We start from the raw sequence: 25,565 nt of genomic DNA on the forward strand, positions 1-25,565 counted from the left end.
CACCCCCGCCCTCCCGACATCGTCTTCTATACTTACTGGTTTGAGACGCAACGGAGGTGCTCGTGCCGTGGATCCTGTTACTGCTTGCCGCACTCTTTACCGCCCCGCTGTCGGCTGCAGCCCTGCCCGGCGTCCCGACCGCCGCCCCGCAGCACTCCGCCAGCAATGAACCCGACCTTGAGAAGAAAAAGGCCGCCTACGCGGCGCTGGCCGACGTGCTGGATAACGACGCCGCTCGCCAGGAGCTCATCGACCAGCTGCGCACCGCCGCCGCCACGCCGCCGCCGGCCAGCGCGCCAACGCTGACGCCGCCGAAAGAGGAAGAGCAGCCGACGGTGCTGGAAAACGTCACCCACATCAGCCGCGAATACGGCGAGCGCTTCTCGTCGCGTTTCTCGCAGCTGTGGCGCAATATTACCGGCGCGCCGCATAAGCCTTTCCATGCCGATACCTTCCGCCACGCTGCGAGCACCTTCCTGATGCTGGCGGCGCTGGTCTTTGCCTTCTGGTGGCTGGTGCGGCTGGCCGCGCTGCCGCTGTATCGCAAAATGGGCCAGTGGGGGCGGCATAAAAACCACGATCGCAGCAACTGGCTGCAGCTGCCGGCCACGATTGCCGGCGCCTTTATCTTCGACCTGATCCTGCTGGCGCTCACGCTGTTCGTTGGCCAACTGCTCAGCGACAGGCTCAACGGTGGCAACCGCACCATCGCCTTCCAGCAAAGCCTGTTCCTCAACGCCTTCGCGCTGATCGAGTTCTTCAAAGCTATTCTGCGGCTGATTTTCTGCCCACGGGTGGCGGACCTGCGGCCGTTTAACCTCAGCGACGACAGTGCGAAATACTGGAACATGCGCCTGAGCGCGCTCAGCAGCCTGATTGGCTACGGCCTGATCGTCGCCGTGCCGATTATCTCCAACCAGGTCAACGTCCAGGTCGGCGCGCTAGCCAACGTGGCCATTATGCTGTGCATCACCCTGTGGGCGCTGTACCTGATTTTTCATAACAAGCACGTGATTACCGAAGGGTTGATTCATCTGGCGGACCGCTCGCTGGCCTTCTTCAGCCTGTTTATCCGCGCCTTTGCGCTGGTCTGGCACTGGCTGGCCTGCGCCTATTTCATCGTACTGTTTTTCTTTTCGCTTTTCGACCCGGGCAACAGCCTGAAGTTTATGATGGGCGCCACGGTGCGCAGCCTGGCGATCGTCGGCGCCGCGGCGCTGATCTCCGGCATTTTGTCGCGCTGGATAGCCAAAACCATCACCCTGTCGCCGCAAACCCAGCGCAGCTATCCTGAGCTGCAGAAGCGGCTCAACGGCTGGATCTCCGTGGCGCTGAAGGTGGCGCGCATTTTGGTGGTCGCCGTCGCCATTATGCTGCTGCTCAGCGCCTGGGGGCTGTTCGATTTCTGGAACTGGATGCATAACGGCGCCGGGCAGAAGGCGGTGGATGTGATGATCCGCATCGCGCTGATCCTCTTCTTCTCCGCCATCGGCTGGACGCTACTCGCCAGCCTGATAGAAAACCGCCTCGCCTCGGATATTCACGGCCGTCCGCTGCCCGGCGCCCGGGCGAGAACGCTGCTGACGCTGTTTCGCAACGCGCTGGCGGTGATCATCAGCACCATCACCGTGATGATCCTGCTCTCGGAAGTGGGGGTCAATATCGCCCCGCTGCTGGCAGGCGCGGGGGCGCTGGGGCTGGCAATCTCCTTCGGCGCGCAAACGCTGGTGAAAGATATTATCACCGGCATTTTTATTCAGTTTGAAAATGGGATGAACACCGGCGATCTGGTGACGATCGGGCCGCTAACCGGCACGGTGGAGCGGATGTCGATTCGCTCGGTCGGGGTGCGCCAGGATACCGGCGCCTACCACATTATTCCGTGGTCTTCGATCACCACCTTCGCCAACTTCGTGCGCGGGATCGGCTCGGTGGTGGCTAACTACGACGTCGACCGCCATGAGGACCTGGATAAGGCCTGCCGGGCGCTGAAGGATGCGGTGGCGGACGTGATGGCCCAGGAGGAGGTGCGTGGGCTGGTGATTGGCGAGCCGTCGTTTGCCGGGCTTGTCGGCCTGAGCAATACCGCCTTTACCCTACGGGTGACCTTTACCACGCTGCCGCTGAAGCAGTGGACTGTGCGTTTTGCGCTGGATACGCAGGTTAAAAGGCATTTCGATCTTGCCGGCGTGCGCGCGCCGGTGCAAACCTACCAGGTGCTGCCGATGACGCCCGCCGCCGTTGACGGGCCGCCGGCCCCGGCGGAGCCAACGCTATAGCGCCCCGGCTGCACGGAGCAGACCGGGGCGCTAACAACGCTAAGCTGAGCGAACGGCTTAAAACGCGCGTCGGCGCTTTGCTTCATCCATAAAGGTCCAGGCGATAAAGCGGCTCTGCTTCTGCCCCTGCGCCATCTCTTTTTTCACCACCTTCACCGCGCCGACTTCTGTCAGGGCGCGATACAGCGGCGGCAGGTTGTCACCGCGGGAGACCAGCGACGTAAACCATTTAACCTGACGGCCAAACTGCTGGCTCTCCTCAATCATCCTGGTGATGAAGGCCACTTCGCCGCCTTCGCACCACAGCTCCTGCTGCTGGCCGCCAAAGTTCATCACGCTATCGGCTCCCAGGCCCAGGTTGCGGCGTTTGCGCTCGCCGCCCGCCTGCGCGCTGGCGGCAGAATCGTGGAACGGCGGGTTGCAAAGCGTCGCGTCAAAGCATTCGTTTTTATGGATCACGCCGGTAAAGATCGCCGTGGCGTCTTTTTGACGACGCAGGCGAATCTGGCGACTCATGCCCGGGTTGCCGCTGATAATGGCCAGCGCGCTGGAGAGCGCCTCCTGGCTGGTTTCGCTGCCGGTAAAGCGCCAGCCGTATTCATGCGTGCCGATCAGCGGATAGATGCAGTTTGCGCCGGTACCGATATCCAGAATGCTCGCACTCTCGGGGATCGTGCCGGTATCCAGCGCCAGCAGGTCGGCGAGATGGTGGATATAATCCGCCCTTCCCGGTACCGGCGGACACAGGAAGCCATCCGGAATATCCCAGTGTTTCACCGCGTAAAAGTGCGCCAGCAGCGCCTTATTCAGCGCCTTCACCGCGAGTGGGTTGGCAAAGTCAACGGTCTGCTCGCCCGCCGGATTCAGGGTGATAAAACCCTCGAGCTCGGGGTGAGCCAGGCAGAGCTCGGGCAAATCATAACGTTGATGGTGACGGTTACGCGGGTGTAACCCCGGTTTCTGGGCTTTCATGGCAATCTCCTTTGAACAGCCGCGTAAGATACCCGTTGACGGCGGCGCGGTAAATAAGGGAGTCTGGATATCTCCTCTTCGGTTACGGGTATTCTATGTATTTCTATCAACCTTCGCAGGGACACGGTCTGCCGCACGACCCGCTTAACGCTATTATCGGGCCGCGTCCTATCGGCTGGATCGCCTCGCTGGATACGGCAGGACAGCGCAATCTCGCACCCTACAGTTTCTTTAACTGCTTTAACTATCGGCCACCGATTATCGGCTTTGCCAGCAGCGGTTGGAAGGATAGCGTACAGAATATTGTCGAAACGAAAGAATTTGTCTGGAATCTGGCAACCCGCCCGCTGGCCGAAGCCATGAACGAGACCTCTGCCAGCCTCCCGCGCCACGAAGATGAATTCACCCGCGCCGGGCTGACCGCCGCCGCCAGCCGGATCGTCGCCGCTCCGCGGGTTGCACAAAGCCCGGTGAACTTTGAGTGTCGCCTCTCGCAGTGCATCCGCCTGACCACTGCCGACGGCACCCCCGTTGACAGCTGGCTGGTGCTTGGCGAGGTTGTCGCGGTCCATATCGACAAGTCGCTGCTGGAAGAGGGCATCTATCAGACCGCCAAAGCCCAGCCGATCCTGCGCGCCGGTGGCCCGAGCGCCTACTACGGTATTGATGAAAGCCAGCGTTTTGACCTGATCCGCCCCGACGCCCGCTAGCGCCATCCCGGCGCCGACTCGCCGTCCGTCCGACGCGACCTCATTCGCACGGGCGGGCGAGCGGCATTAGCCAAAAAAAATCGTTGTTTAGCCTCAATTTTTTATCCTGATTATCCTGCGGCAAAGGCCTAAACTTAGAGTATGTCCCATGCCGTTAATGAGGATATGCTCATGAGAAGATCTTTGCTGTTACTCGCGACTGTCGCCCTTGCCGCCGCCTCTTTTACTGCCCAGCCCGCAGCTCCCCTCTCTGCTCCCGCCGACACCGGCCCGCTGCGGCCTTCAGGCACTGTCTCCGCTTCCGGCGCCAGCAATCTTGACGATCTGCAGGCACAGCTGGCGCAAAAAGCGCATCAGCAGGGGGCGATAGCCTGGCGTATCAACGCTGCTGGCGGCACAAACAGGATGGCAGGCACCGCCATCATCTATAAATAACGCCCCGACGGCCCGGTTGGAAGCGGACTTCCAGCAGCCTTCGCCCTCGTTTGCCCTGCTCTCTGCTGACAAAGTCGGTTTATGTAGAAAAAATGCAGTATATGTAAAGAAATGCATTTATTTTTTTATCAATGAGTGATAAAAATTTGCCCTTATTTGATAATGCTTATCAAAATCATTATCAAACGCATTGTTATTTTAACAAATCACCTGCAGTGGTCGGGGTACGGCATCGCCGCGCCTGCGGTCGTAATGGCTTAAATTAAAACTATAAGTTGCTCATTGAAAATGGATAAAAAACATAATTTACCGTTCAGCAGTTTTGGCTCGCTGACGATTTTTACCGGCCTGTGTCTGAGCCTGTCGCCGACAGGCCAGGTGCTGGCAGCGGATGGCACTGAAAAAAATGGCGGCGAAACGCTGGTGGTAGAGGCGCAGGCGCCCTCGCTGTATGCCCCAACCCAATCCGCCGATCCCAAGTTTTCCCGCCCGCTGGTCGATACGACCCGTACGGTAACCGTGGTTTCCGATCAGGTGATGAAAGATCAGGGCGTCACCAACCTCACCGATGCGTTGAAAAACGTCCCGGGCGTGGGGGCCTTTTATGCCGGTGAAAACGGCAGTTCATCGACCGGCGACTCCGTTTATATGCGCGGTGTCGATACGTCAAACAGCATCTATATCGACGGCGTTCGCGATATCGGCAGCGTGACCCGCGACACCTTTAACACCGAGCAGGTGGAAGTCATCAAGGGACCATCGGGTTCTGACTACGGCCGCAGCGCACCCAGCGGCTCGATCAATATGATCAGCAAGCAGCCGCGCCTGGACTCCGGCATTGATGCCTCCGCCAGCGTCGGCAGCGCCTGGTTCCGCCGCGGCACGCTCGACATCAACCAGGCTGTCGGCGAAACCAGCGCGGTGCGTCTGAACCTGATGGGGGAGAAGACCCACGACGCCGGTCGCGATAACGTTAAAAATGAACGCTACGGGATTGCGCCATCGGCCGCCTTCGGCCTCGGCACTGAGAACCGTCTCTATCTCAACTATCTGCACGTCACCCAGCACAACACGCCGGACGGCGGTATTCCGACCATCGGCCTGCCGGGATACTCCGCGCCGAGCGCGGGAACCGCGGCCCTGAACCACTCCGGTAAAGTCGCGACCAGCAACTTCTACGGCACCGAGTCGGATTACGACGATTCCACCACCGATACGGTGACCATGCGCTTTGAGCACGACCTGAGCGATACCACGACCATCCGCAACACCACCCGCTGGTCGCGCGTGAAGCAGGATTATTTGCTCACCGCGGTGATGGGCGGCGCATCGAACATTACCCAGCCGGACCCAAACGACGTCGGCACCTGGACCTGGTCGCGCCAGGCTAATACCAAGGACGTCAGCAACAAAATCCTGACCAACCAGACTAACCTGACCACAAAGTTCTATACCGGATCGATCGGTCATGACATCAGCACTGGCTTCGAGCTAACCCGGGAAACGCAGACCAACTACGGCGTCTATCCAATCGCGCCTCCGGCGGTGAATATTTACCACCCGAACAGCGCGATCTCCATCGGCGGCCTGGATCGCAGCGGCGCCAACGCCAACGGCCAGACCGACACCTTCGGGGTATACGCCTTTGATACCCTGCAGATTACCCGGGACTTTGAGATCAACGGCGGCATTCGTCTGGATAACTACCAGACTAAATACGATAGCGCGAGCCTGTGCGGCGGCACCGGTCGTGGCGCAGTGGCCTGCCCGGACGGCGTGGCGAAAAACTCGCCGGTAACCACCGTTGATACCTCAACCAGCGGCAACCTGGTTAACTGGAAAGCCGGCGCGCTGTATCACCTGACCGATAACGGCAACGTCTACGTCAACTACGCCATCTCTCAGCAGCCTCCGGGCGGCAACAACTTTGCCCTCGCGCAGAGCGGAACGGGAAATAGCGCTAACCGCACCGATTTCCAGCCGCAGAAAGCGAAAACCAGCGAAGTGGGCACCAAGTGGGAGCTGATGGACAAGCGCCTGCTGCTGACGGCGGCCCTGTTCCGTACCGATATTGAAAACGAAGTCGAGCAAAACGACGACGGCACCTACTCGCAGTACGGTAAAAAACGCGTCGAAGGCTACGAGCTGTCGCTGGCCGGCAACATCACGCCGGACTGGCAGGTTATCGGCGGATATACCCAGCAGCACGCCAGCATCAGAGAAGGCAACAACGTCGCCCAGGATGGCACCAGCGCGCTGCCGTACACGCCTGAGCACGCCTTTACCGTCTGGAGCCAGTACCAGGCCACCGATGCCCTTGCCCTTGGCGCCGGAGCGCGCTATATCGGCAGTATGCACCGCGGCAGCGATGGCGCCGTCGGTACGCCGTCCTACACCGAAGGCTACTGGGTGGCAGATGCGAAGGTCGGCTATCGCATTAACCGTAACCTCGATCTGCAGCTGAACGTCTATAACCTGTTTGATACCAACTATGTCGCCTCAATCAACAAGAGCGGCTACCGTTATCATCCGGGCGAGCCGCGTACGTTCCTGCTGACCGCCAATATGCACTTCTAATCCGCAGCGGGGCGCTTGCGCCCCGCTTGTTCAGGAGAAATAACCATGATGTACCATATTCCCGCCGTCCTCAGCCTACAGGAAGTTGACTATTTTAGCGGGCGGCTGCAGCAGGCCGAGTGGGTTGACGGACGCGCAACCACCGGCGATCAGGGCGCGCAGGTAAAAAATAATCAGCAGGTAGATACCCGCAGCGCGCTGTACGATGAGCTGCAGGGTAAAGTGCTGGCGGCGCTCAACCGCAGCTCGCTGTTTTTCGCCGCCGCGCTGCCAAAAACCCTCTCCAGCCCCCTTTTCAACCGCTACCAGCAGAGCGAAACCTACGGTTTTCACGTTGACGGCGCGGTCCGCAGTCAGGCCCAGGGCGGCTGGATGCGCACCGACCTTTCCGCCACCCTGTTTCTGAGCGCCCCGGAGGACTATACCGGCGGCGAGCTGGTCATCAACGATACCTACGGACAGCACGCGGTTAAGCTCCCGGCGGGCGATCTGGTGCTCTACCCTTCCAGCAGCCTGCACTGCGTGACCCCGGTGACCCAGGGCGCCCGCGTCGCCTCCTTCCTGTGGGTTCAGTCGATGATCCGCGATGATAAACGGCGCGCGATGCTGTTTGAGCTGGACGGCACTATCCAGGCGCTGAAGAGCCGCCACGGCGAGAGTGAAGAGGTCCTGTCGCTGCTCAACCTGTACCATAACCTGCTGCGGGAATGGTCAGAGATCTAAGCCTTGTCTGACCCTTTTCTGCCCCCATCTTATCTATACTCTTCTTATTTCCGGCGGCCTTCGCGCTGATAAAGCGCGCTCACGCCGCGCCGTTTTCCGCGTTCCGGGAAAGCGCGGCCCCCGCCGCCAGGCGGCAGAGTGAACGATTTTGACTCTCTGTTAATTGATACAGCATCAGATGGGAGGTACATCATGGCATCAGGCTGGGCAAATGATGACGCGGTGCAGCAGCAGATCGACAGCACGATTGACGATGCGGTTGCGCGGGCGCGAAGCGAGCTACCGGGCGGCGAGAGCCACAAATTTTGTGATGAATGCGGAGAGCCCATTCCTGAGGCCCGACGCAGGGCGATTGCTGGGGTCAGATACTGCGTGAAATGCCAACAGGATAAAGACTTACATAACAATACATTTTCAGGATATAATCGTCGTGGCTCCAAGGATAGCCAGCTACGCTGACCTTCCTTTACCGTTAATTACCACAGATCGCATTATCTTTTCGCGCACGTTTTTTGGCGAATAAAGTAGCAAAATGTGCCCTAAAAGCCCGCAGTACTTCTCTGCCGAAGCCAATGTCCCGTTTCTGATGAATAATTTATTAATAATCAATAAATTAATAATCATTCAAAAAATTCGATAGAGACTGTTAATTTCCTTCGATTTTATATCTCGCAAAAAAACGTGATACTTATCACATCGACGGAACATCGTCACCCTAACAGAACAACCTGCGAGAGATTAACTATGAAAACCATCAAATATGCTGCCGCTGCTATCGCCCTGTCCGCTCTGTCCTTTGGTGCTTTCGCCGCTCAGTCGGTCACCCCGGCTCAGGCAGAAAGCATGAACAAAATTGGCGTCGTTTCTGCTGAAGGCGCAACCACTCTGGATGGCCTGGAGGCCAAACTGGCTGCTAAAGCGGATGCCGCTGGCGCGACCGGTTACAACATTACCTCCGCTAACACCAACAACAAAGTTAGCGGTACCGCGGTTATCTATAAATAATCGCCGCCCGACCCTGTAGTGCCACTGTATTACCCCTGAAATACCCTTTAATACCCTTGTTTTGCCCGTCCGTGCCACCGGACGGGCTTTTTTTGTTTTTTTTCGGGCTCGAGTGATGCCTTCAGGCGGTGGTTTTGCAAAGCCTTATCGCGTGATTGACTTCTGTCTATGCTCGCACAGGGGGAATGTTCCGTTCACTATGACCCCGCGCTCCTTGATGATCCCACAGCGTTGAGCGACCGCGCGCTACCAGCGCTCCGCAACCTTAGCCAGCCCCTCCTCCAGGGACGCCACCTCTCCGGTCGCCAGCAGGCAGCACGCCAGCTGGATCCGCAGCGGCTGCGGCAGCGGCTCAAGCCCCGCCGCGCAGCGCTCGGTCCAGCGCGCGGTCACCGCAGGATCTTTTGACTCCGGCAGCGCTGGGGCCTGCGCCGGTGTATCATTCTGCCGCTCGTACAGCGCCCGCGTGCCGCTCCCGTCAATCAGGCTAATTTGCGGACAGCGCTGAGGGTTGGCATACACCTCGCCTTCGGTACCGTGCATCAGCAGCGCGCGACCGCCGGTTTCGCTAAAGAATTTTGCCACCTTGCCGATGTATTCCGGATGCGACACGCTCGACAATCGCAGGGCCGCGTCTTCGGCAAACGGCGTCGCCAGCTTAGCCAGCGTATGCGCGCTGTTGCGAACGCCCAGCCGCCAGCGCAGAGCCAGCTGCTTCTCCAGCGGCGGACAGAGGGCGCCAACCGGGATATAGACCGGCTCGTTGCCGTCCAGACGCGCCTGGGCCTGGCCGGCGTGCTGCGTAATCGGGATCCCCATCAGCTCAAAAATCGTCTCCGTCAGCACCCGGGTTGGATCGTGGCTGACGCCGTGCACCAGCACCGGGAAGCCGAGCTTATGCAGCAGGACGGCTAGCAGCGGCGTCAGGTTAGCCTGCTTACGCGCGCCGTTGTAGCTGGGGATCACAATCGGCATCGGCCGTGCTACCGGCGGCGTCAGGCGCAGCGTTTGCTGCTGCATCGCCTCATAGAAGCCCCTCATCTCCGCTTCGCCTTCACCCTTAATGCGCAGGGCAATCAGAATCGCACCCAGCTCCAGCTCGGCAACCTCGCCGTTGAGCATCCGCACGTACAGCGCGCGGGCGGTCTCCACATCCAGGTCGCGGGCGTGATTTTTCCCCCGCCCGACTTCTTTAACGATCTTGGTGTAATCCATCGAAGATTCCTCTTATCCGCCCTGCTTCACGCGATACACAGATTGCCGCAGTATCCTTGCGGCTGCCCTTTACCGATGTGCGAAGGAGGACGAGTCGTGCTGCTCACATTGCCGACCTGCGCCGCTAGCGACGTTTGCGACGCGTCTGTTTGGTTTTACTTTTTACTATAACCTCCGGGACGGCAGGTTGCTCTATCGGAAATACGGGTAATGCATTCAGTAAACGCTTGCCGTAATTTTTGGTCAACAAACGCTTATCGTAAATCACCACCTCCCCCCAGCAGCTGTGGCTGCGGATCAGACGGCCGACCTGCTGAATCAGGTTAAAGGAGGCGCTCGGCAGGCTTTGTACCTCGAAGGGATAGCGGTTCAGGCTCTTAAGCCACTCGCCTTCGGTGATCACCACCGGGCTGTCTATCGGCGGGAAGGCTATTTTGTGGATATGGACCTGGCTCAGCAGCTCGCCCTTGAGGTCCAGCCCCTCGGCAAACGACTGCAGCCCGACCAGCACGCTACGCTCGCCGCTCTCGACCTTTTTACGGTGCAGCTCCACCAGTCGGTAGCGGGGCTTATCGCCCTGCACCAGCAGCATCAGGCGCAGATCGGTGACGTGCTCGAGAAAACGCTGCATCGCCCGCCCGCTGGCAAACAGCACCAGCATCCCGAGGTGCTTTTTACTCTCGACGTGCTCGCGAAAGCAGGCCGCCATTTCGGCAATATGCTGCTCTTCGTTGTCGATGACCGGCTCATAGTGCATCTGCGGGATGATAATTTTTCCCTGCTCGACGTGGTTGAAGGGCGAATCCAGGGCGACGAAGCGATCCCCGGCCTTCTCCTTAAGGCCGCTCATCTCCTGCAGGCGAGAAAAGCTGTTCAGCGAACGCAGGGTGGCGGAAGTGACGACAATATGCGGCACGCTGCGCCACAGCAGACGTTCCAGCTGATCGCTAACGCGAATCCCGACGCAGTGGAACCAGATATGCGCCTGGCCGTCGCGCAGATCGCGGGAGGCCCACTTAGTGACCGGCGCGCCGGATGACTGCGCCAGCGATGCCAGCCGCCACAGCTTGCTTTGGCTTTCAAACATGCCCAGCGCGCGGTTCATTTGCAGCAGCACCCGGTGCAGGCGGACCACGTCATGGCTGCCGGTTTTTTCGCTGAGATCGTTAAGAAACAGCTCCGCCAGGCCGCGCAGCGTCTCGGTCAGCTTGGCCAGCCGCTGGCAGATATCCATCACCTCCTGCGGCAGCTCCCCCATCGGGAAGCGGTGCTCGGCTTCCTGAGCGGCAGGCATATACAGATTCAAAATGTTATTCAGCGAGGAGATGAGCTCGGACAGCTCCTCGCAGTGGGCGTTCAGCCGCTCGGGGTTCGCCAGCGGCGGCGTCGTTTTGGGCCGAAACTGCTCCATGCAGGTCGCCACCAGGCGGGTGAAAAGATCGAGCTGTAGCCGATACCAGGGGGCGGTAATTTCAGCGCTCATCTCCAGCGCATCCCGGGCGACATCAGGCAAATGGTGGCCCTCATCGAGTACCAGCAGCAGGTTTTTCGGCTCCGGCAGCACCGCTTCGCTCTCCATCGCCGCCATCACCAGCGCATGGTTTGCCACCACCACTTCGGCTTCCTGAATCTCACGCCGGGCGACGAAGAACGGGCATTCGCGATAGTAGTGGCAGTTGCGGTTCAGGCAGCTTGCCTTATCGGTGCTCAGACGGCCCCATAGCGCGTCATCGATGGCCTTGTCGCTGTGATCGCGCAGGCCGTCCCATTTATAGCTATCAAGATCGCTCTTCAGCGTGGCGCACAGCTTCTGCTCCGCCTGATTGTTCGGCGTGAGGTCGTCGTCAAGAAACGCCAGCAGATCCTGCTGCGTTGGATCGGTACTGGCCATCGCGTTGAGGTTCCGCGGGCAAACGTAGCGCCCGCGGCCAAAGGCGGCGGTGAAGCGCAGATCGGGGATGATTTTACGCAGCAGCGGCAGGTCTTTGCTGAAGATCTGGTCCTGCAGGGCAACGTTGGCGGTGCTGACCACCAGCGTTTTTTGCTCTTCGCGGGCGATGGCAATACCGGGGATCAGGTACGACAGGGTTTTCCCGACGCCGGTCGGCGCCTCAATCGCCAGATGCCTTCCCTCTTCCCCGGCGAGCGTTTTCGCGACGTCAGCAATCATCTGCCGCTGCGGGGTGCGGGGAATAAAGTCCGGAATTTGTTCCTGGAGCGCCTTATACCAGGCGGCGATTTGCGTTTTTAGCGCAGTGGTCAAAGCCATGAGAAAACCTGAATACTGTATAAACAGCCACTATTGTGACACTTTTTGCCTGGCTGGAGGAATTTCTTTCTGAGCAAACGGGGATCGTGCTCGAGGTTTAGCATCAGGCGGGGGTGTTCCGGGCAGGGAGACCCGCCCGGAGAATCAAACCTGTACCCTCGGGCAGCGCCGGGCTGCCGCGGGGATAGCAGGTTTGCAGAAGTGCGTTTACTCAGCGGCCGCTGGCTTGCGCGAGCGACGACGCTGCGGTTTGCCGTCCTGAGTACGCGCTTTCGGCGCATCACCGTCGCTGCGGCGCGGTGAAGACTGCTGACCACGACCCTGGCTCTGACCAGCGCGACCCTGACTCTGGCCGCCGCGTCCCTGGCCCTGACCGCGACCACCGCCGCCGCTGCGCTGCTGACGACCGTTTTGAATCGGCTCCGCTCTGATGGACGGATCCGGCTCATAGCCGGCAACGCTAATGCGTGGGATCTCTTTTTTCAGCAGACGCTCGATGTCGTGCAGCAGCTTATGCTCATCAACGCAGACCAGCGACAGCGCTTCGCCGGTAGCGGCGGCGCGGCCGGTACGGCCAATACGGTGGACATAATCTTCCGGCACGTTCGGCAGCTCGTAGTTCACCACGTGCGGCAGCTCTTCGATATCCAGGCCGCGAGCGGCAATGTCGGTCGCCACCAGCACGCGAATGCCGCCGGATTTAAAATCAGCTAATGCGCGGGTACGCGCGCCCTGGCTTTTGTTGCCGTGGATAGCGGCGCTGCGAATGCCGTCTTTGTTCAGCTGCTCCGCCAGGTGGTTGGCGCCATGCTTGGTACGGGTAAAGACCAGCACCTGCTGCCAGTTGCCTTCGCCGATCATCTGCGACAGCAGCTCGCGCTTGCGCTTCTTATCAACGAAATGCACGTACTGGCTGACTTGCTCGGAGGCCGTGTTGCGACGAGCGACTTCGATTTCCAGCGGGTTATGCAGCAGCTTTTCCGCCAGCGATTTAATCTCGTCGGAGAAGGTTGCCGAGAACAGCAGGTTCTGGCGCTTCGCCGGCAGCTTCGACAGCACGCGGCGAATATCATGGATAAAGCCCATGTCCAGCATCCGGTCGGCTTCATCCAGCACCAGCACTTCGACCTTATCCAGGCTGACGGCGTTCTGGTGTTCCAGATCCAGCAGGCGACCCGGCGTTGCCACCAGGATATCGACGCCGCTGCGCAGTTTCATCATCTGCGGGTTAATGCTCACGCCGCCGAATACCACCAGCGAGCGAACGTTCAGATACTTGCTGTAATCACGAACGTTTTCGCCAATCTGAGCGGCCAGCTCACGCGTGGGGGTGAGGATCAGCGCGCGCACCGGGCGACGGCCCTTCGCGTGCGGCTCTTGCTGGATCAGATGCTGAAGCAGCGGCAGGGTAAAGCCCGCCGTTTTGCCGGTGCCGGTCTGGGCGCTGGCCATCAGATCGCGCCCCTGCAACACCGCAGGGATAGCCTGTTGCTGAATGGGGGTTGGCTCAACATAACCCTGTTCGGCTACGGCACGCAGGATTTCAGGATTAAGGCCAAGGGAATCAAAAGACATAACAACTCCAAACCGCCCCGGCCTTTTACAGGCGTAGTTTTCGGGGAGATTATTGCGTAAGAGATGGCAAAAACCACAATGCCATGAAGGGGCGCAGTCTAGCAGGTTTTGTGACGTATCGCATAAAAATCCCCTCGGGGTTTTCTGCGAAATCAAGCTCCTCTATTTGTTGGCGATAAATAGAGTATTCACCATTGTGGACAGTTCCGCGAATTGGTCATACTCTTAATCAATCGATTGATTAATTTCTCAGGTGCGATGAATACTACTCCCGCGACCAGCAAAGGTGAACAGGCAAAAAGCCAGTTGATTAGCGCAGCTATCGCCCAGTTTGGCGAATATGGCCTGCATGCCACCACCCGCGATATTGCCGCCCAGGCCGGGCAAAACATCGCCGCAATCCCCTACTACTTCGGCTCAAAGGACGATCTCTATCTCGCCTGCGCGCAGTGGATAGCCGACTTTATTGGCCACAATTTTCGCCCTCACGCCGAAGCGGCGGAGCGGCTGCTTGCCGAATCGCACCCGGATAAAGAGGCCATGCGGACGCTGATCCTCGGCGCCTGCCGGAACATGATCCTGCTGCTCACCCAGGATGACACGGTCAACCTGAGCAAATTTATCTCCCGGGAGCAGCTGTCGCCCACCCCGGCGTACCAGTTAATCCATGACCAGGTGATCGCTCCGCTACACTGCTACCTGACGCGATTAATCGCCGCCTTTACCGGGCTTGAGGCGGACGACACGCGGATGGTCCTGCATACCCACGCGCTGCTGGGGGAGATCCTCGCCTTTCGCCTTGGCCGAGAAACCATTTTGCTGCGCACCGGATGGGCGCAGTTTGATGCCGAAAAAACCGAGCAAATTTATCAGGTTATTACCTGCCATATCGATTTCGTTCTGCAAGGATTATCGCAAAGGAGTTTGGGATCATGAAAAAACCGCTCATCGTCGTCCTGGTGGTGCTGCTGCTGATCGTTGCTACGGGCGGCGGCTGGTGGTGGTATCAAAGCAGCCAGCAGAAGGGGCTGACCCTGTATGGCAACGTCGATATTCGTACCGTTAACATGAGCTTCCGCGTCGGCGGGCGGCTGGCTTCGCTGAGCGTGGACGAGGGCGACGCTATCAAGGCCGGGCAAACCCTGGGCCAGCTCGACCGCGCCCCTTATGAAAATGCGCTGCAGCAGGCGCAGGCCAACGTCTCAACCGCCCAGGCGCAGTATGACCTGATGATGGCCGGCTACCGGGCGGAAGAGATTGCCCAGGCCGCGGCGGCGGTTAACCAGGCGCAGGCGGCCTATGAATACGCGCAGAACTTCTACCAGCGTCAGCTGGGGCTGCGCAAAAGCAGCGCCATTTCCGTTAACGATCTCGACAACGCGCGATCCGCGCGCGACCAGGCTCAGGCAACGCTGAAATCGGCGCAGGATAAGCTGCGCCAGTATCGCGCGGGCAACCGTCCGCAGGAGATAGCCCAGGCCAAAGCCAACCTTGAACAGGCGCAGGCCGCCCTGGCGCAGGCGAAACTCGATCTGCACGATACCACGCTGGCCGCACCTTCCGACGGCACGCTGATGACCCGCGCCGTTGAGCCGGGCAGCATGCTCAGCGCAGGAGCTACCGTCATGACGCTGTCGTTAACCCGCCCGGTATGGGTTCGTGCCTACATTGATGAAAAAAATCTCGGCAACGCGCAGCCAGGACGCGAGGTGCTGCTGTACACCGATAGCCGCCCCAGTCAGCCCTATCGCGGCAGGATTGGCTTCGTTTCGCCGACGGCTGAATTTACGCCGAAGACCGTAGAGACGCCGGACCTGCGAACCGACCTGGTCTACCGCCTGCGTATCGTGGTGACCGACCCCGACGACGCGCTGCGCCAGGGGATGCCGGTCACCGTCACCTTCAGCAGCGGAAACGGACATGAGTGAAGAGCTCATCACCCTTGACGGGCTGACCCGCAGCTTCGCCGGCATGACGCGGCCCGCCGTTGCCCCGCTGAGCTGCACCGTTCGCTCGGGCTACGTCACTGGACTGGTCGGGCCCGACGGCGCGGGGAAAACCACCCTGATGCGCATGCTCGCCGGGCTGCTCAAGGCGGATAGCGGCAGCGCCAGCGTCATCGGCTTCGATCCGATTCACGACGATAGCGCCCTGCACGCGGTGCTCGGCTATATGCCGCAAAAGTTCGGCCTGTACGAAGACCTGACGGTGATGGAGAACCTGACGCTGTATGCCGATCTGCGCAGCGTGACCGGCGAAGCGCGGCGGAAAATTTTCGACCGCCTGCTCGAGTTTACCTCCCTCGGCCCCTTCACCGACCGGCTGGCCGGTAAGCTCTCCGGCGGCATGAAGCAGAAGCTGGGGCTGGCCTGTACGCTGGTGGGCGAGCCGAAGGTGCTGCTGCTTGACGAACCGGGCGTCGGCGTTGACCCCATCTCGCGCCGCGAGCTGTGGCAAATGGTCCATGAGCTGGCGGGGGACGGAATGCTGATCCTCTGGAGCACATCGTACCTTGATGAAGCGGAGCAGTGCCGCGAGGTACTGCTGATGAACGAAGGCCAGCTGCTGTATCAGGGGGAGCCCCGTTCCCTGACCCAAACGATGGCCGGACGCAGCTTTTTGGTCTCCAGCCGGGAAGAGAACAACCGCCGCCTCCTGCAGCGGGCGCTGAAGCTGCCGCAAATCAGCGACGGCGTCATTCAGGGCAAATCGGTGCGCCTGATCCTCAAGAAGGAGGCCAGCATAAACGAGGTGCGCAACCACCCCAGCCTGCCGCCGCTGGAGATCGCCGAAACCTCGCCGCGCTTTGAGGATGCGTTTATTGACCTGCTGGGCGGCGCCGGCACCGCAGAGTCGCCGCTGGGGGCGATTATTCACAGCGTCGAAGGCTCCCATGATGAAACGGTTATCGAAGCGCAAACCTTAACCAAAAAATTCGGCGATTTCGCCGCCACCGACCACGTTGATTTCAAGGTTAAGCGCGGCGAAATTTTCGGTCTCCTCGGCCCCAACGGCGCGGGTAAATCAACCACCTTTAAAATGATGTGCGGCCTGCTGGTGCCCACCTCCGGTAAGGCGCTGGTGCTGGGCATGGATCTGAAGGTCAGCTCCGGCAAGGCCCGTCAGCATCTCGGCTATATGGCGCAGAAGTTTTCGCTCTACGGCAACCTGAGCGTTGAGCAGAACCTGCGCTTCTTCTCCGGCGTTTACGGCCTGCGCGGCCGGGTGCAGAACGAAAAAATTGAGCGCATGAGCGAAGCCTTCGGCCTGAAGGAGATAGCCAACCACGCCGCCGACGAGCTGCCGCTGGGCTACAAGCAGCGGCTGGCCCTGGCCTGCTCGCTGATGCACGAGCCGGATATCCTGTTTCTCGATGAGCCGACCTCCGGCGTCGACCCCCTCACCCGCCGAGAATTCTGGCTGCATATCAATAGCATGGTCGATAAAGGCGTGACGGTGATGGTCACCACCCACTTTATGGACGAAGCCGAATACTGCGACCGAATCGGCCTGGTCTATCGCGGCAAGCTTATCGCCAGCGGCACCCCGGATGCGCTAAAAGCGCTGGCGGCCAGCGATGAGCAGCCGGACCCCACCATGGAGCAGGCGTTTATCACCCTGATTCACGACTGGGATAAGGAGAATAGCAGTGAGCGCTAAAATGCTGTCATGGCGGCGCGTGCGCGCCCTGTGCGTCAAGGAGACGCGGCAGATCGTACGCGATCCCAGCAGCTGGTTGATTGCGGTGGTGATCCCGCTGATGCTGCTGTTTATCTTTGGCTACGGCATCAACCTCGACTCTAGCCGGCTGCGGGTCGGCGTGCTGCTGGAGCAGCAGAGCGAAGAGGCGCTGGATTTCGTCCACACCATGACCGGCTCGCCCTACATTGACGCCACCATCAGCGATAATCGCCAGCAGCTGATTCAGCTTATGCAGGCCGGGCGGATCCGCGCGCTGGTGACCATTCCGGTGGATTTTGACCAGAAGATGGCCCGCCCCGGCGACGATGCCCCTATTCAGCTCATTACCGACGGCAGCGAGCCCAATACCGCCAACTTTGCCCAGGGCTATATCGAAGGTATCTGGCAGATCTGGCAGCAGCAGCGGGCGGAGGATCGCGGTGAAACCTTTGAACCGTTGATCGACGTGCAAACCCGCTACTGGTTTAACCCGGCGGCGATCAGCCAGCATTTTATTATTCCCGGCGCGATCACCATCATTATGACGGTCATTGGGGCGATCCTCACCTCGCTGGTTATCGCCCGCGAATGGGAGCGCGGCACCATGGAGGCGCTGCTCTCCACCGAAATTACCCGCGTCGAGCTGCTGCTGTGTAAGCTTATCCCCTACTATTTTCTCGGCATGCTGGCGATGCTGCTGTGCATGCTGGTGGCGGTATTTATTCTCGATGTGCCCTATCGCGGCTCGCTGGTGATTCTGTTTTTCATCACCAGCCTGTTTTTGCTCAGCACCCTGGGGATGGGGCTGCTGATTTCGACCATCACCCGCAACCAGTTTAACGCCGCCCAGGTGGCGCTCAACGCCGCCTTTCTGCCGTCGATTATGCTGTCAGGGTTTATTTTCCAGATAGACAGCATGCCCGCGATCATCCGCGCGGTGACCTACGTTATCCCGGCCCGCTATTTTGTCAGTACCCTGCAAAGCCTGTTCCTGGCAGGCAATATTCCGGTGGTGCTGCTGGTAAACGTGATGTTTCTGATCGCCTCGGCGGTGATGTTTATCGGCCTGACGTGGCTGAAAACCAAACGACGCCTGGATTAGGGCATTAGCTATTTGCCCCTGCGGTCGCTATCCGGGGGCAGCGTAAAGAGAGAGCTGACGATGTTTCATCGCTTATGGACGTTGATTCGCAAAGAACTACAGTCGCTGCTGCGCGAGCCGCAGACGCGGGCGATTTTGATTATGCCGGTGCTGATTCAGGTGCTGCTGTTCCCCTTCGCCGCGACGCTGGAGGTGACCAATGCCACCATTGCTATCTATAACGAAGACAATGGCAGCCACGCGGTTGAGCTGACGCAGCGCTTTGCCCGCGCCAGGGCCTTCACCCATATTCTGATCCTCAAAAGCCCGCAGGAGATCCAGCCCACTATTGATGAGCAGAAGGCGCTGCTGCTGATCCGCTTCCCGGCTGATTTCTCGCGCAACCTCGATAGCTATCAGACCGCCCCGCTCCAGCTGCTGCTGGACGGTCGCAACTCAAACAGCGCGCAAATCGCCGCCAACTACCTGCAGCAAATCGTCAAAGAGTATCAGCAGGAGTTGCTGGAGGGGAAAGCCAGGCCTAACAACAGCGAGCTGGTCGTACGCAACTGGTATAACCCCAACCTCGACTATAAGTGGTTCGTGGTCCCGTCGCTGATCGCCATGATCACCACTATCGGCGTGATGATCGTCACCTCGCTATCGGTTGCGCGCGAGCGTGAACAGGGAACCCTCGATCAGCTGCTGGTCTCGCCGCTGGCGACCTGGCAAATTTTCGTCGGTAAAGCGATACCGGCGCTGATCGTTGCCACCCTGCAGGCCAGCATCGTGCTGGGGGTCGGGATCTGGGCCTATCAGATCCCCTTCGCCGGCTCGCTGCTGCTGTTTTACTTTACGATGCTGATTTACGGGCTTTCGCTGGTGGGATTTGGCCTGCTGATTTCATCGCTGTGCTCGACTCAGCAGCAGGCGTTTATTGGCGTATTTGTCTTTATGATGCCGGCAATCCTGCTCTCCGGCTACGTTTCACCGGTCGAAAACATGCCGCAATGGCTGCAGGACGTGACGTGGATAAATCCCATTCGTCACTTTACCGATATTACCAAGCAGATTTATTTGAAGGACGCGAGTCTGGAGATTGTGTGGGGAAGTTTGTGGCCGCTACTGGTCATAGCGGCCACCACGGGGTCAGCGGCGTATGCAATGTTCCGCAGAAAAATCGCCTGATCCCCGTCATCGTTCAGGCTGCCTCGGCGTTGGCTTCCTTACTCACCCCGGTCACATAGCTATCTATGCTCCCGGGGATTCGTCGCGTCGCCGCCTTGATGCAACCCGAACGCTTTAGGGGATCCTTGCTATCGTTCAGGCTGCCTCGGCGTTGACTTGATTACTCACCGCAATCACACAGCTATCTATGATCACGAGGATTCGCTGCGCTGCCGCCCTGATGCAGTCCGAACGCTTTAGGGGATCCTTGCTATCGTTCAGGCTGCCTCGGCGTTGACTTGATTACTCACCGCAATCACACAGCTATCTATGATCCCGGGGATTCGCTGCGCTGCCGCCTTGATGCAGTCCGAACGCTTTAGGGTAGCGGTTTTTATCTTTCGCCAGCAGCGATACCACCGCCGGACCGGCCAGAATAACCAGCCCGGCGAGCGCCAGCAGCAGATTATTGTGCAGCACCCGTGACAGCAGCCACAGCACGATAACCGCGGCGCCAAAGTACCAGGTGGTGGTGAGCTCCTCAAGGAAATCACCGACATCGCGCCAGCGCTCTTCGTGGTGACGCTGTAAAAACAGCATCGACAGCAGCGTAACGCCGTACAGCACGCACAGCCCTAATCCGACACGAACCAGCGCGCCGCCCATCCAACCCATCACCAGTACTGCCACGACCAGTAGATGCAACATAATCTGCCAGCAACTGAGGCCAGTTGCGACGCGTACACGTTGTTGCCACTTCATGGCTTCTCTCCTGAAGGATCTTTATCTGTAACTCAGAGTACCGCACTTTACGGAAAATTCCGTATCACCGCATCTTTTTGTGACAGCTACTACACTATTTCATTCAGGAAAGAGATGTTAACCGGGGAAATATGGCCGAGAAAAACCCTTTATTCTCAGTAAACGTGCTGACAATTAACACCCATAAAGGCTTTACGACGTTTAACCGACGCTTCATTCTGCCCGAACTCCGCGACGCGGTACGCAGCATCGACGCCGACATTGTTTGCCTCCAGGAGGTGATGGGCGCGCATGAGATTCACCCCCTGCATATCGAAAACTGGCCGGATACCACCCACTATGAGTTTCTTGCCGATGCGATGTGGAGCGATTACGCCTACGGGCGCAACGCGGTATACCCGCAGGGACATCACGGCAACGCCGTGCTCTCCCGATTCCCTATCGAACACTATGAGAATCTCGACATTTCAGTCGGCCAGAGCGAAAAACGCGGCCTGCTCTACTGTCGGATCGTGGTGCCGGAAAGCGGCGTGCATCTGCATCTGATTTGCGTTCATTTAGGGCTCAGCGCGGGACAGCGGCGGGCCCAGTTGGCGATGCTGGCCGAGCGGGTTAACAGCCTGCCGGAGGGAGAGCCGGTGGTGGTCGCGGGTGATTTTAATGACTGGCGCCAGCAGGCTAACCGTCCGCTCAAGACGCTGGCCGGGCTGGAGGAGATCTTCACCCGTGCCCGCGGTCGCCCGGCGCGCACGTTCCCGGCGCGCTTTCCGCTGCTGCGCCTTGACCGCATCTATGTCAAAAACGTCCACGCCGGTCAGCCACGGGCGTTGGATCTTCAGCAATGGCGTCATCTTTCCGATCACGCCCCGCTCAGCGTGGAGCTTCATCTGTGAAATGCAGCTGGCAGAATGGAAACCGGATCCAGCTTCTGGAGAACGGCGATAGCTACTATCCGGCGCTGTTTCGCGCCGTTGACCGCGCAAAGCGCAAGGTGACCCTTGAAACCTTCATCTGGTTCGAGGATGACGTGGGCTGGCAGCTCCATGCGGTACTGCTGAAGGCCGCGCGCCGCGGCGTCGAGGTGGAGGTGCTGCTCGACGGCTACGGCTCCCCTGACCTGAGCGATGGCTTCGTTAACGAACTCATCTCGGCGGGGGTGATATTTCGCTACTACGACCCGCGCCCGCGCCTGCTGGGGATGCGCACCAACCTGTTTCGCCGCATGCACCGTAAAATTGTCGTCGTGGATGACACCACGGCGTTTGTCGGCGGGATTAACTACTCCGCGGAGCATATGACCGACTACGGCCCGGAGGCTAAGCAGGACTATGCCGTCCAGGTGGAGGGGGCGGTGGTGCTGGATATTGCGCAGTTTGTGCAGCAAAACCTGCCCGCCAACGAAGGCGGGCTCCGTCGCTGGCGTCGGCGTCGCCACCAGCCGGAGGTTAACCAGCATCCCGGCGAAGCCCAGGCGCTGTTCGTCTGGCGGGACAATCTCGAACATCGGGACGATATCGAACGTCACTACCTGAAAATGCTCACCAACGCACGCCGGGAGGTGATTATCGCCAACGCCTATTTCTTCCCCGGCTACCGGCTGCTGCACGCGATGCGCAGCGCCGCCCGGCGCGGCGTGCGGGTGAAGCTTATCGTGCAGGGTGAACCCGATATTCCCATCGTCAAGGTTGGCGCGCGGCTGCTGTACAACTATCTGGTGAAGGGCGGCGTGCAGGTTTTTGAGTATCGCCGCCGCCCGCTACACGGCAAGGTCGCCCTCGCGGACGACCACTGGGCTACCGTCGGCTCCAGCAACCTCGACCCGCTCAGCCTCTCATTAAACCTCGAGGCCAACCTGATCGTTCACGACCGGGAGTTCAACCAAACCCTGCGCGATAATCTGAATACGCTTATCCAGCAGGACTGCAAGCAGGTAGACCGCTCCATGCTGCCCAAACGCAGCTGGTGGAATCTGGGCCGCAGCGTGCTGGCCTTCCACTTCCTGCGTCACTTCCCGGCGTGGGTAGGCTGGCTGCCCGCCCATACGCCGAAGATGGCGCAGGTCAAACCGCCGGCGCAGCCGGAAATGGAAACTCAGGATCGGACGCAGGCGCAGAGCCCGGAGGTAAAATCCTGATGGCCAAATCACACCCTCGCTGGCGGCTGGCCAAACGCATCCTCAGCGGACTCTTTTTTATCGCCGTTGCCGTACTGCTGGTGGTCTATGCGCAAAAAATAGACTGGCCAGAGGTATGGAAAGTGATTCGCGGCTATAACCGCGTGGCGCTGCTCGGCGCCTTTGGCCTGGTTATCGTCAGCTATCTGATCTACGGCTGCTATGACCTGCTCGGGCGCGCCTACTGCGGGCACCGGCTGGCTAAGCGCCAGGTGATGCTGGTGTCGTTTATCTGCTACGCCTTTAACCTGACCCTCAGCACCTGGATCGGCGGAATCGGGATGCGCTATCGCCTTTATTCCCGCCTCGGCCTGCGCGGCGCAACCATTACCCGCATCTTTTCGCTGAGCATTACCACCAACTGGCTGGGCTACGTGGTGCTCGGCGGGGTAGTTTTTAGCGCCGGTTTGGTGCCGCTTCCCGCGCGCTGGTACATCAGCCAGGAGACGCTGCGCATCATCGGCATCGCGATGCTGCTGATTTCAACCCTCTATCTGTGGGCCTGCGCGTTCGCCAAACGCCGCCATCTGACGATAAAGGGGCAGCGGCTGGTGCTTCCCTCCTGGCGCTTCGCGCTGCTGCAGGCCGCGCTTTCCTGCGCCAACTGGCTGGTGATGGGGGTCATTATCTGGCTGCTGCTGGGTCAGGAGGTGAGCTACTTCCTCGTGCTGGGAGCGCTGCTGGTGAGTAGCATCGTCGGGGTGGTGGTGCATATCCCCGCCGGTATTGGCGTGCTGGAGGCGGTGTTTATCGCGATGCTCTCAGCGGAGTCGATTTCCCGGGGAGCGGTGATTGCCGCCCTGCTCGCGTACCGCCTGCTCTATTACTTCCTGCCGCTGGCGATCGCCACGATGGGCTATCTGATTCTGGAAAGCCAGGCCAAAAAGCTGCGGGAGAAAAATCAGCACAAGCTGGCGGGCGGATGAAAAGAGAGAAGAGATAAGAGATAAGAGATAAGAGATAAGAAGAAAACCCCGGCGGCGTAGGGCCTGTCGGGGTTTTAAGATCTTAACGGCGGTTGCCGAAAATACGCAGCAGCATCAGGAACAGGTTGATAAAGTCCAGATACAGCGTCAACGCGCCGAGGATCGAGTATTTGCGCAACGTCGAAGTATCGCGGGTATCGATCTGCTCACCGATATTTTTCAGCTTCTGGGTGTCATAGGCGGTGAGGCCCACGAACACAATCACCCCGATATAGGTCACCGCCCACATCAGCGCCTCGCTCTTCAGCCAGAAGTTCACCAGCGAGGCCAGTACGATACCAATCAGCGCCATAAACAGCATGTTACCAAAGCCGCTGAGATCGCGTTTAGTGGTGTAGCCGTAGAGGCTCATGGCGCCAAACATCCCGCCGCTGACCACAAAGGTGCTGGCAATCGACGAATAGGTGTAGACGATGAAAATGCTGGATAGCGTGAGCCCTGTCAGCGCCGAATAGAGCATAAATAGCGTCGTCGCCATGCCCGCGCTCAGGCGCTGCACCATCCCGGAGAGCACGAAAACCAGCGCCAGCTGGGCGATAATCAGCCCGAAGAAGGTAATTTTGCTGGAAAAAACAAACATCATCACCGCCGGCGTGTTGGCGGCAAACCAGGCGATAAACGCCGTTAGCAGCAGGCCGACCGTCATCCAGCCGTACACCTGGGCCATATAGGTTTGCAGGCCGCTGCGCGCCTGGACGATGGAATCGGAACGGGGGAATCTGTCCATGACTATCTCCTGATTAACGAAATTAACCCTTTAAGCGTATCATACTACCAGCGCTCTGCCGCCTGACGATCGCTGTCGCGCGCGTCAACCCAGCGTTCGCCTTCCGGCGTGGCTTCACGCTTCCAGAACGGCGCGCGGGTTTTCAGATAATCCATAATGAATTCGCCGGCGGCAAAGGCGCTGCTGCGGTGCGCGCTAGTGACGCCAACAAACACAATCTCTTCGCCCGGCCACATTTCACCGATGCGGTGAATCACCGTGACCCGCCCCAGCGGCCAGCGCTCGCGCGCCAGTTCGACAATCTCCGCCAGCGATTTTTCGGTCATGCCCGGATAGTGTTCGAGGGTCAGCGCCTTGACGCTCTCGCCAAGATTGTGGTTACGCACTTTGCCGGTGAAGGTGACGACGGCGCCGTCCTCATCGCGCTCGGCAAGCCACGGATACTCGTCGCCAACGCGAAAGCGCGCCGGGCTGACAATAATGCGGGTTTGCGTCATCTCAGCCTCCCGTGACCGGCGGGAAAAACGCCACTTCGTCACCGGCGGTGACCGGATGGTCAAAGGTGGTCAGCGTCTGGTTCACCGCCGCCAGCAGCTTGCCCTCTTCCAGCGCCAGCGCCCAGCGGTCGCCGCGGGCAATGAGCTGACGGCGAACCGCCTCCACCGTCGAGGCCTCGCTCGCGTCGAGGGTTAACGCATCGGTGCCCACCAGCTCGCGCACCTGGGCAAAAAACAGAACCTTAATCATGAGCGTCGTCCGCCTTAAAGTCGCCGGATTTACCGCCGCTTTTCGCCAGCAGGCGCAGCGGGCCGATCACCATATCTTTTTGCACGGCTTTGCACATATCGTAAATCGTCAGCGCCGCCACGGAGGCCGCGGTCAGCGCCTCCATCTCCACGCCGGTTTTCCCGGTCAGCCGGCAGAGGGATTCGATCCGCACCCGGCTATGTTCAGGCTGCGCCTGCAGGTTAACCTCCACTTTGCTTAGCATCAGCGGATGGCACAGCGGGATCAGCTCCCAGGTCCGCTTCGCCGCCTGGATCCCGGCAATGCGGGCGGTGGCGAAAACGTCACCCTTGTGGTGGCTGCCGTCGATAATCATCGCCAGCGTGGTCGCCTGCATGTCGACAAATACTTCAGCCCGCGCCTCGCGAACCGTTTCGGCCTTCGCCGAGACGTCGACCATGTGCGCCTCGCCGGCGGCGTTAATATGGGTCAGTTGTGACAT

General features: G+C 59.5%; 24 protein-coding genes. 15 read left to right on the plus strand and 9 right to left on the minus strand.

Features of this window, described 5'->3' with window-relative positions:
* The first annotated feature begins 62 nt into the window (after positions 1 to 62).
* Positions 63 to 2,279, plus strand: a complete 2,217-nt coding sequence (gene ybiO / locus GVK32_RS23675) for a mechanosensitive channel protein (protein ID WP_159870592.1) — start codon at positions 63 to 65, stop codon at positions 2,277 to 2,279.
* Positions 2,280 to 2,336: 57 nt separating this feature from the next.
* Here the strand turns inward: ybiO and rlmF are convergent, their stop codons facing one another.
* The gene (rlmF, locus tag GVK32_RS23680) at positions 2,337 to 3,251 is read right to left on the minus strand and encodes a 23S rRNA (adenine(1618)-N(6))-methyltransferase RlmF (RefSeq protein WP_159870595.1); all 915 of its coding nucleotides are present in this window, start codon (positions 3,249 to 3,251) and stop codon (positions 2,337 to 2,339) included.
* Between the two features lie 95 nt (positions 3,252 to 3,346).
* Between rlmF and GVK32_RS23685 the strand changes: the two genes are divergently transcribed.
* From GVK32_RS23685 to ybiJ, 6 genes are all read left to right on the plus strand, one after another.
* Entirely contained in the window at positions 3,347 to 3,961 is a 615-nt protein-coding gene (locus GVK32_RS23685) for a flavin reductase family protein (RefSeq protein WP_159870598.1), read from the plus strand.
* 171 nt (positions 3,962 to 4,132) lie between these two features.
* Positions 4,133 to 4,396, plus strand: coding sequence for a DUF1471 domain-containing protein (locus GVK32_RS23690; RefSeq protein ID WP_159870601.1), 264 nt, complete (start codon positions 4,133 to 4,135; stop codon positions 4,394 to 4,396).
* 288 nt (positions 4,397 to 4,684) lie between these two features.
* Positions 4,685 to 6,973 carry a catecholate siderophore receptor Fiu gene (locus GVK32_RS23695; protein ID WP_159870604.1) on the plus strand — a complete coding sequence of 763 codons (2,289 nt, stop codon included), beginning with the start codon at positions 4,685 to 4,687 and terminating at the stop codon, positions 6,971 to 6,973.
* 45 nt (positions 6,974 to 7,018) lie between these two features.
* Positions 7,019 to 7,696 carry a PKHD-type hydroxylase YbiX gene (ybiX, locus tag GVK32_RS23700; RefSeq protein ID WP_159870607.1) on the plus strand — a complete coding sequence of 226 codons (678 nt, stop codon included), beginning with the start codon at positions 7,019 to 7,021 and terminating at the stop codon, positions 7,694 to 7,696.
* Between the two features lie 192 nt (positions 7,697 to 7,888).
* Positions 7,889 to 8,155: a DksA/TraR family C4-type zinc finger protein gene (locus tag GVK32_RS23705; protein ID WP_041147552.1), complete on the plus strand. Its 267-nt coding sequence runs from the start codon at positions 7,889 to 7,891 to the stop codon at positions 8,153 to 8,155.
* Between the two features lie 285 nt (positions 8,156 to 8,440).
* Complete coding sequence (ybiJ, locus tag GVK32_RS23710; protein ID WP_159870610.1) at positions 8,441 to 8,701, plus strand: DUF1471 family protein YbiJ; 261 nt, start codon at positions 8,441 to 8,443, stop codon at positions 8,699 to 8,701.
* A 246-nt stretch (positions 8,702 to 8,947) separates the two neighbouring features.
* On the opposite strand, the gene ybiB is transcribed toward ybiJ, so the two are convergent.
* The 3 genes from ybiB to rhlE all read right to left on the minus strand — a co-directional run bounded on the left by ybiB (position 8,948) and on the right by rhlE (position 13,760).
* A complete protein-coding gene (gene ybiB, locus GVK32_RS23715; protein WP_159870613.1) occupies positions 8,948 to 9,916 on the minus strand; it encodes a DNA-binding protein YbiB in 969 nt (322 codons plus the stop codon).
* Positions 9,917 to 10,040: 124 nt separating this feature from the next.
* Positions 10,041 to 12,185: an ATP-dependent DNA helicase DinG gene (gene dinG / locus GVK32_RS23720; RefSeq protein ID WP_159870615.1), complete on the minus strand. Its 2,145-nt coding sequence runs from the start codon at positions 12,183 to 12,185 to the stop codon at positions 10,041 to 10,043.
* A 207-nt stretch (positions 12,186 to 12,392) separates the two neighbouring features.
* Positions 12,393 to 13,760, minus strand: coding sequence for an ATP-dependent RNA helicase RhlE (rhlE, locus tag GVK32_RS23725; RefSeq protein ID WP_041144699.1), 1,368 nt, complete (start codon positions 13,758 to 13,760; stop codon positions 12,393 to 12,395).
* A gap of 258 nt (positions 13,761 to 14,018) precedes the next feature.
* On the opposite strand from rhlE, the gene cecR reads away from it, so the two are divergent.
* From cecR to GVK32_RS23750, 5 genes are read left to right on the plus strand one after another with little or no spacing between them, the layout of a single operon-like run.
* The gene (gene cecR, locus GVK32_RS23730) at positions 14,019 to 14,696 is read left to right on the plus strand and encodes a transcriptional regulator CecR (protein ID WP_159870617.1); all 678 of its coding nucleotides are present in this window, start codon (positions 14,019 to 14,021) and stop codon (positions 14,694 to 14,696) included.
* A complete protein-coding gene (gene hlyD, locus GVK32_RS23735) occupies positions 14,693 to 15,688 on the plus strand; it encodes a secretion protein HlyD (protein ID WP_115193277.1) in 996 nt (331 codons plus the stop codon). Before cecR ends, hlyD begins: the two co-directional genes overlap by 4 nt.
* Positions 15,681 to 17,420 (plus strand): ATP-binding cassette domain-containing protein, encoded by a 1,740-nt coding sequence (locus GVK32_RS23740; protein WP_159870619.1) that lies wholly within the window; start codon positions 15,681 to 15,683, stop codon positions 17,418 to 17,420. The genes hlyD and GVK32_RS23740 overlap by 8 nt, the downstream gene beginning before the upstream one ends.
* A 1-nt stretch (position 17,421) precedes the next feature.
* Positions 17,422 to 18,543: an ABC transporter permease gene (locus tag GVK32_RS23745; protein ID WP_159870736.1), complete on the plus strand. Its 1,122-nt coding sequence runs from the start codon at positions 17,422 to 17,424 to the stop codon at positions 18,541 to 18,543.
* A 60-nt stretch (positions 18,544 to 18,603) separates the two neighbouring features.
* Complete coding sequence (locus GVK32_RS23750; protein WP_159870621.1) at positions 18,604 to 19,710, plus strand: ABC transporter permease; 1,107 nt, start codon at positions 18,604 to 18,606, stop codon at positions 19,708 to 19,710.
* A gap of 303 nt (positions 19,711 to 20,013) precedes the next feature.
* Here GVK32_RS23750 and GVK32_RS23755 read toward each other — a convergent pair whose 3' ends face one another.
* Positions 20,014 to 20,451 (minus strand): YbhQ family protein, encoded by a 438-nt coding sequence (locus GVK32_RS23755; RefSeq protein WP_045854551.1) that lies wholly within the window; start codon positions 20,449 to 20,451, stop codon positions 20,014 to 20,016.
* 131 nt (positions 20,452 to 20,582) lie between these two features.
* Between GVK32_RS23755 and GVK32_RS23760 the strand changes: the two genes are divergently transcribed.
* The 3 genes from GVK32_RS23760 to GVK32_RS23770 are packed head-to-tail and all read left to right on the plus strand — an operon-like array spanning position 20,583 to position 23,550.
* On the plus strand, positions 20,583 to 21,344 hold the full coding sequence (locus tag GVK32_RS23760; protein WP_159870623.1) for an endonuclease/exonuclease/phosphatase family protein: 762 nt from the start codon (positions 20,583 to 20,585) through the stop codon (positions 21,342 to 21,344).
* Positions 21,341 to 22,585: a cardiolipin synthase ClsB gene (clsB, locus tag GVK32_RS23765; RefSeq protein WP_159870625.1), complete on the plus strand. Its 1,245-nt coding sequence runs from the start codon at positions 21,341 to 21,343 to the stop codon at positions 22,583 to 22,585. Before GVK32_RS23760 ends, clsB begins: the two co-directional genes overlap by 4 nt.
* Positions 22,585 to 23,550 (plus strand): lysylphosphatidylglycerol synthase domain-containing protein, encoded by a 966-nt coding sequence (locus GVK32_RS23770; protein WP_159870627.1) that lies wholly within the window; start codon positions 22,585 to 22,587, stop codon positions 23,548 to 23,550. Before clsB ends, GVK32_RS23770 begins: the two co-directional genes overlap by 1 nt.
* A gap of 82 nt (positions 23,551 to 23,632) precedes the next feature.
* Here the strand turns inward: GVK32_RS23770 and GVK32_RS23775 are convergent, their stop codons facing one another.
* The 4 genes from GVK32_RS23775 to moaC are packed head-to-tail and all read right to left on the minus strand — an operon-like array spanning position 23,633 to position 25,565.
* Positions 23,633 to 24,337, minus strand: coding sequence for a Bax inhibitor-1/YccA family protein (locus GVK32_RS23775; protein ID WP_095095297.1), 705 nt, complete (start codon positions 24,335 to 24,337; stop codon positions 23,633 to 23,635).
* 44 nt (positions 24,338 to 24,381) lie between these two features.
* The gene (gene moaE / locus GVK32_RS23780; RefSeq protein ID WP_041144688.1) at positions 24,382 to 24,834 is read right to left on the minus strand and encodes a molybdopterin synthase catalytic subunit MoaE; all 453 of its coding nucleotides are present in this window, start codon (positions 24,832 to 24,834) and stop codon (positions 24,382 to 24,384) included.
* 1 nt (position 24,835) lies between these two features.
* A complete protein-coding gene (moaD, locus tag GVK32_RS23785) occupies positions 24,836 to 25,084 on the minus strand; it encodes a molybdopterin synthase sulfur carrier subunit (protein ID WP_045854546.1) in 249 nt (82 codons plus the stop codon).
* Positions 25,077 to 25,565, minus strand: a complete 489-nt coding sequence (gene moaC / locus GVK32_RS23790; RefSeq protein ID WP_159870629.1) for a cyclic pyranopterin monophosphate synthase MoaC — start codon at positions 25,563 to 25,565, stop codon at positions 25,077 to 25,079. The genes moaD and moaC overlap by 8 nt, the downstream gene beginning before the upstream one ends.

Source organism: Klebsiella sp. 18074 (genome assembly GCF_902705905.1).
Lineage (GTDB): Bacteria > Pseudomonadota > Gammaproteobacteria > Enterobacterales > Enterobacteriaceae > Klebsiella > Klebsiella terrigena.

Coding starts and splice junctions, on each gene's coding strand:
- GVK32_RS23740 (WP_159870619.1), top strand. CDS start 15,681: ATGAGTGAAGAGCTCATCACCCTTGACGGGCTGACCCGCAGCTTCGCC.
- rhlE (WP_041144699.1), bottom strand. CDS start 13,760: ATGTCTTTTGATTCCCTTGGCCTTAATCCTGAAATCCTGCGTGCCGTA.
- ybiB (WP_159870613.1), bottom strand. CDS start 9,916: ATGGATTACACCAAGATCGTTAAAGAAGTCGGGCGGGGGAAAAATCAC.
- ybiX (WP_159870607.1), top strand. CDS start 7,019: ATGATGTACCATATTCCCGCCGTCCTCAGCCTACAGGAAGTTGACTAT.
- hlyD (WP_115193277.1), top strand. CDS start 14,693: ATGAAAAAACCGCTCATCGTCGTCCTGGTGGTGCTGCTGCTGATCGTT.
- dinG (WP_159870615.1), bottom strand. CDS start 12,185: ATGGCTTTGACCACTGCGCTAAAAACGCAAATCGCCGCCTGGTATAAG.
- GVK32_RS23705 (WP_041147552.1), top strand. CDS start 7,889: ATGGCATCAGGCTGGGCAAATGATGACGCGGTGCAGCAGCAGATCGAC.
- cecR (WP_159870617.1), top strand. CDS start 14,019: ATGAATACTACTCCCGCGACCAGCAAAGGTGAACAGGCAAAAAGCCAG.
- GVK32_RS23695 (WP_159870604.1), top strand. CDS start 4,685: ATGGATAAAAAACATAATTTACCGTTCAGCAGTTTTGGCTCGCTGACG.
- GVK32_RS23685 (WP_159870598.1), top strand. CDS start 3,347: ATGTATTTCTATCAACCTTCGCAGGGACACGGTCTGCCGCACGACCCG.
- GVK32_RS23755 (WP_045854551.1), bottom strand. CDS start 20,451: ATGAAGTGGCAACAACGTGTACGCGTCGCAACTGGCCTCAGTTGCTGG.
- GVK32_RS23690 (WP_159870601.1), top strand. CDS start 4,133: ATGAGAAGATCTTTGCTGTTACTCGCGACTGTCGCCCTTGCCGCCGCC.
- ybiJ (WP_159870610.1), top strand. CDS start 8,441: ATGAAAACCATCAAATATGCTGCCGCTGCTATCGCCCTGTCCGCTCTG.
- moaD (WP_045854546.1), bottom strand. CDS start 25,084: ATGATTAAGGTTCTGTTTTTTGCCCAGGTGCGCGAGCTGGTGGGCACC.
- GVK32_RS23770 (WP_159870627.1), top strand. CDS start 22,585: ATGGCCAAATCACACCCTCGCTGGCGGCTGGCCAAACGCATCCTCAGC.
- moaE (WP_041144688.1), bottom strand. CDS start 24,834: ATGACGCAAACCCGCATTATTGTCAGCCCGGCGCGCTTTCGCGTTGGC.
- GVK32_RS23760 (WP_159870623.1), top strand. CDS start 20,583: ATGGCCGAGAAAAACCCTTTATTCTCAGTAAACGTGCTGACAATTAAC.
- moaC (WP_159870629.1), bottom strand. CDS start 25,565: ATGTCACAACTGACCCATATTAACGCCGCCGGCGAGGCGCACATGGTC.
- GVK32_RS23775 (WP_095095297.1), bottom strand. CDS start 24,337: ATGGACAGATTCCCCCGTTCCGATTCCATCGTCCAGGCGCGCAGCGGC.
- rlmF (WP_159870595.1), bottom strand. CDS start 3,251: ATGAAAGCCCAGAAACCGGGGTTACACCCGCGTAACCGTCACCATCAA.
- GVK32_RS23750 (WP_159870621.1), top strand. CDS start 18,604: ATGTTTCATCGCTTATGGACGTTGATTCGCAAAGAACTACAGTCGCTG.
- GVK32_RS23745 (WP_159870736.1), top strand. CDS start 17,422: ATGCTGTCATGGCGGCGCGTGCGCGCCCTGTGCGTCAAGGAGACGCGG.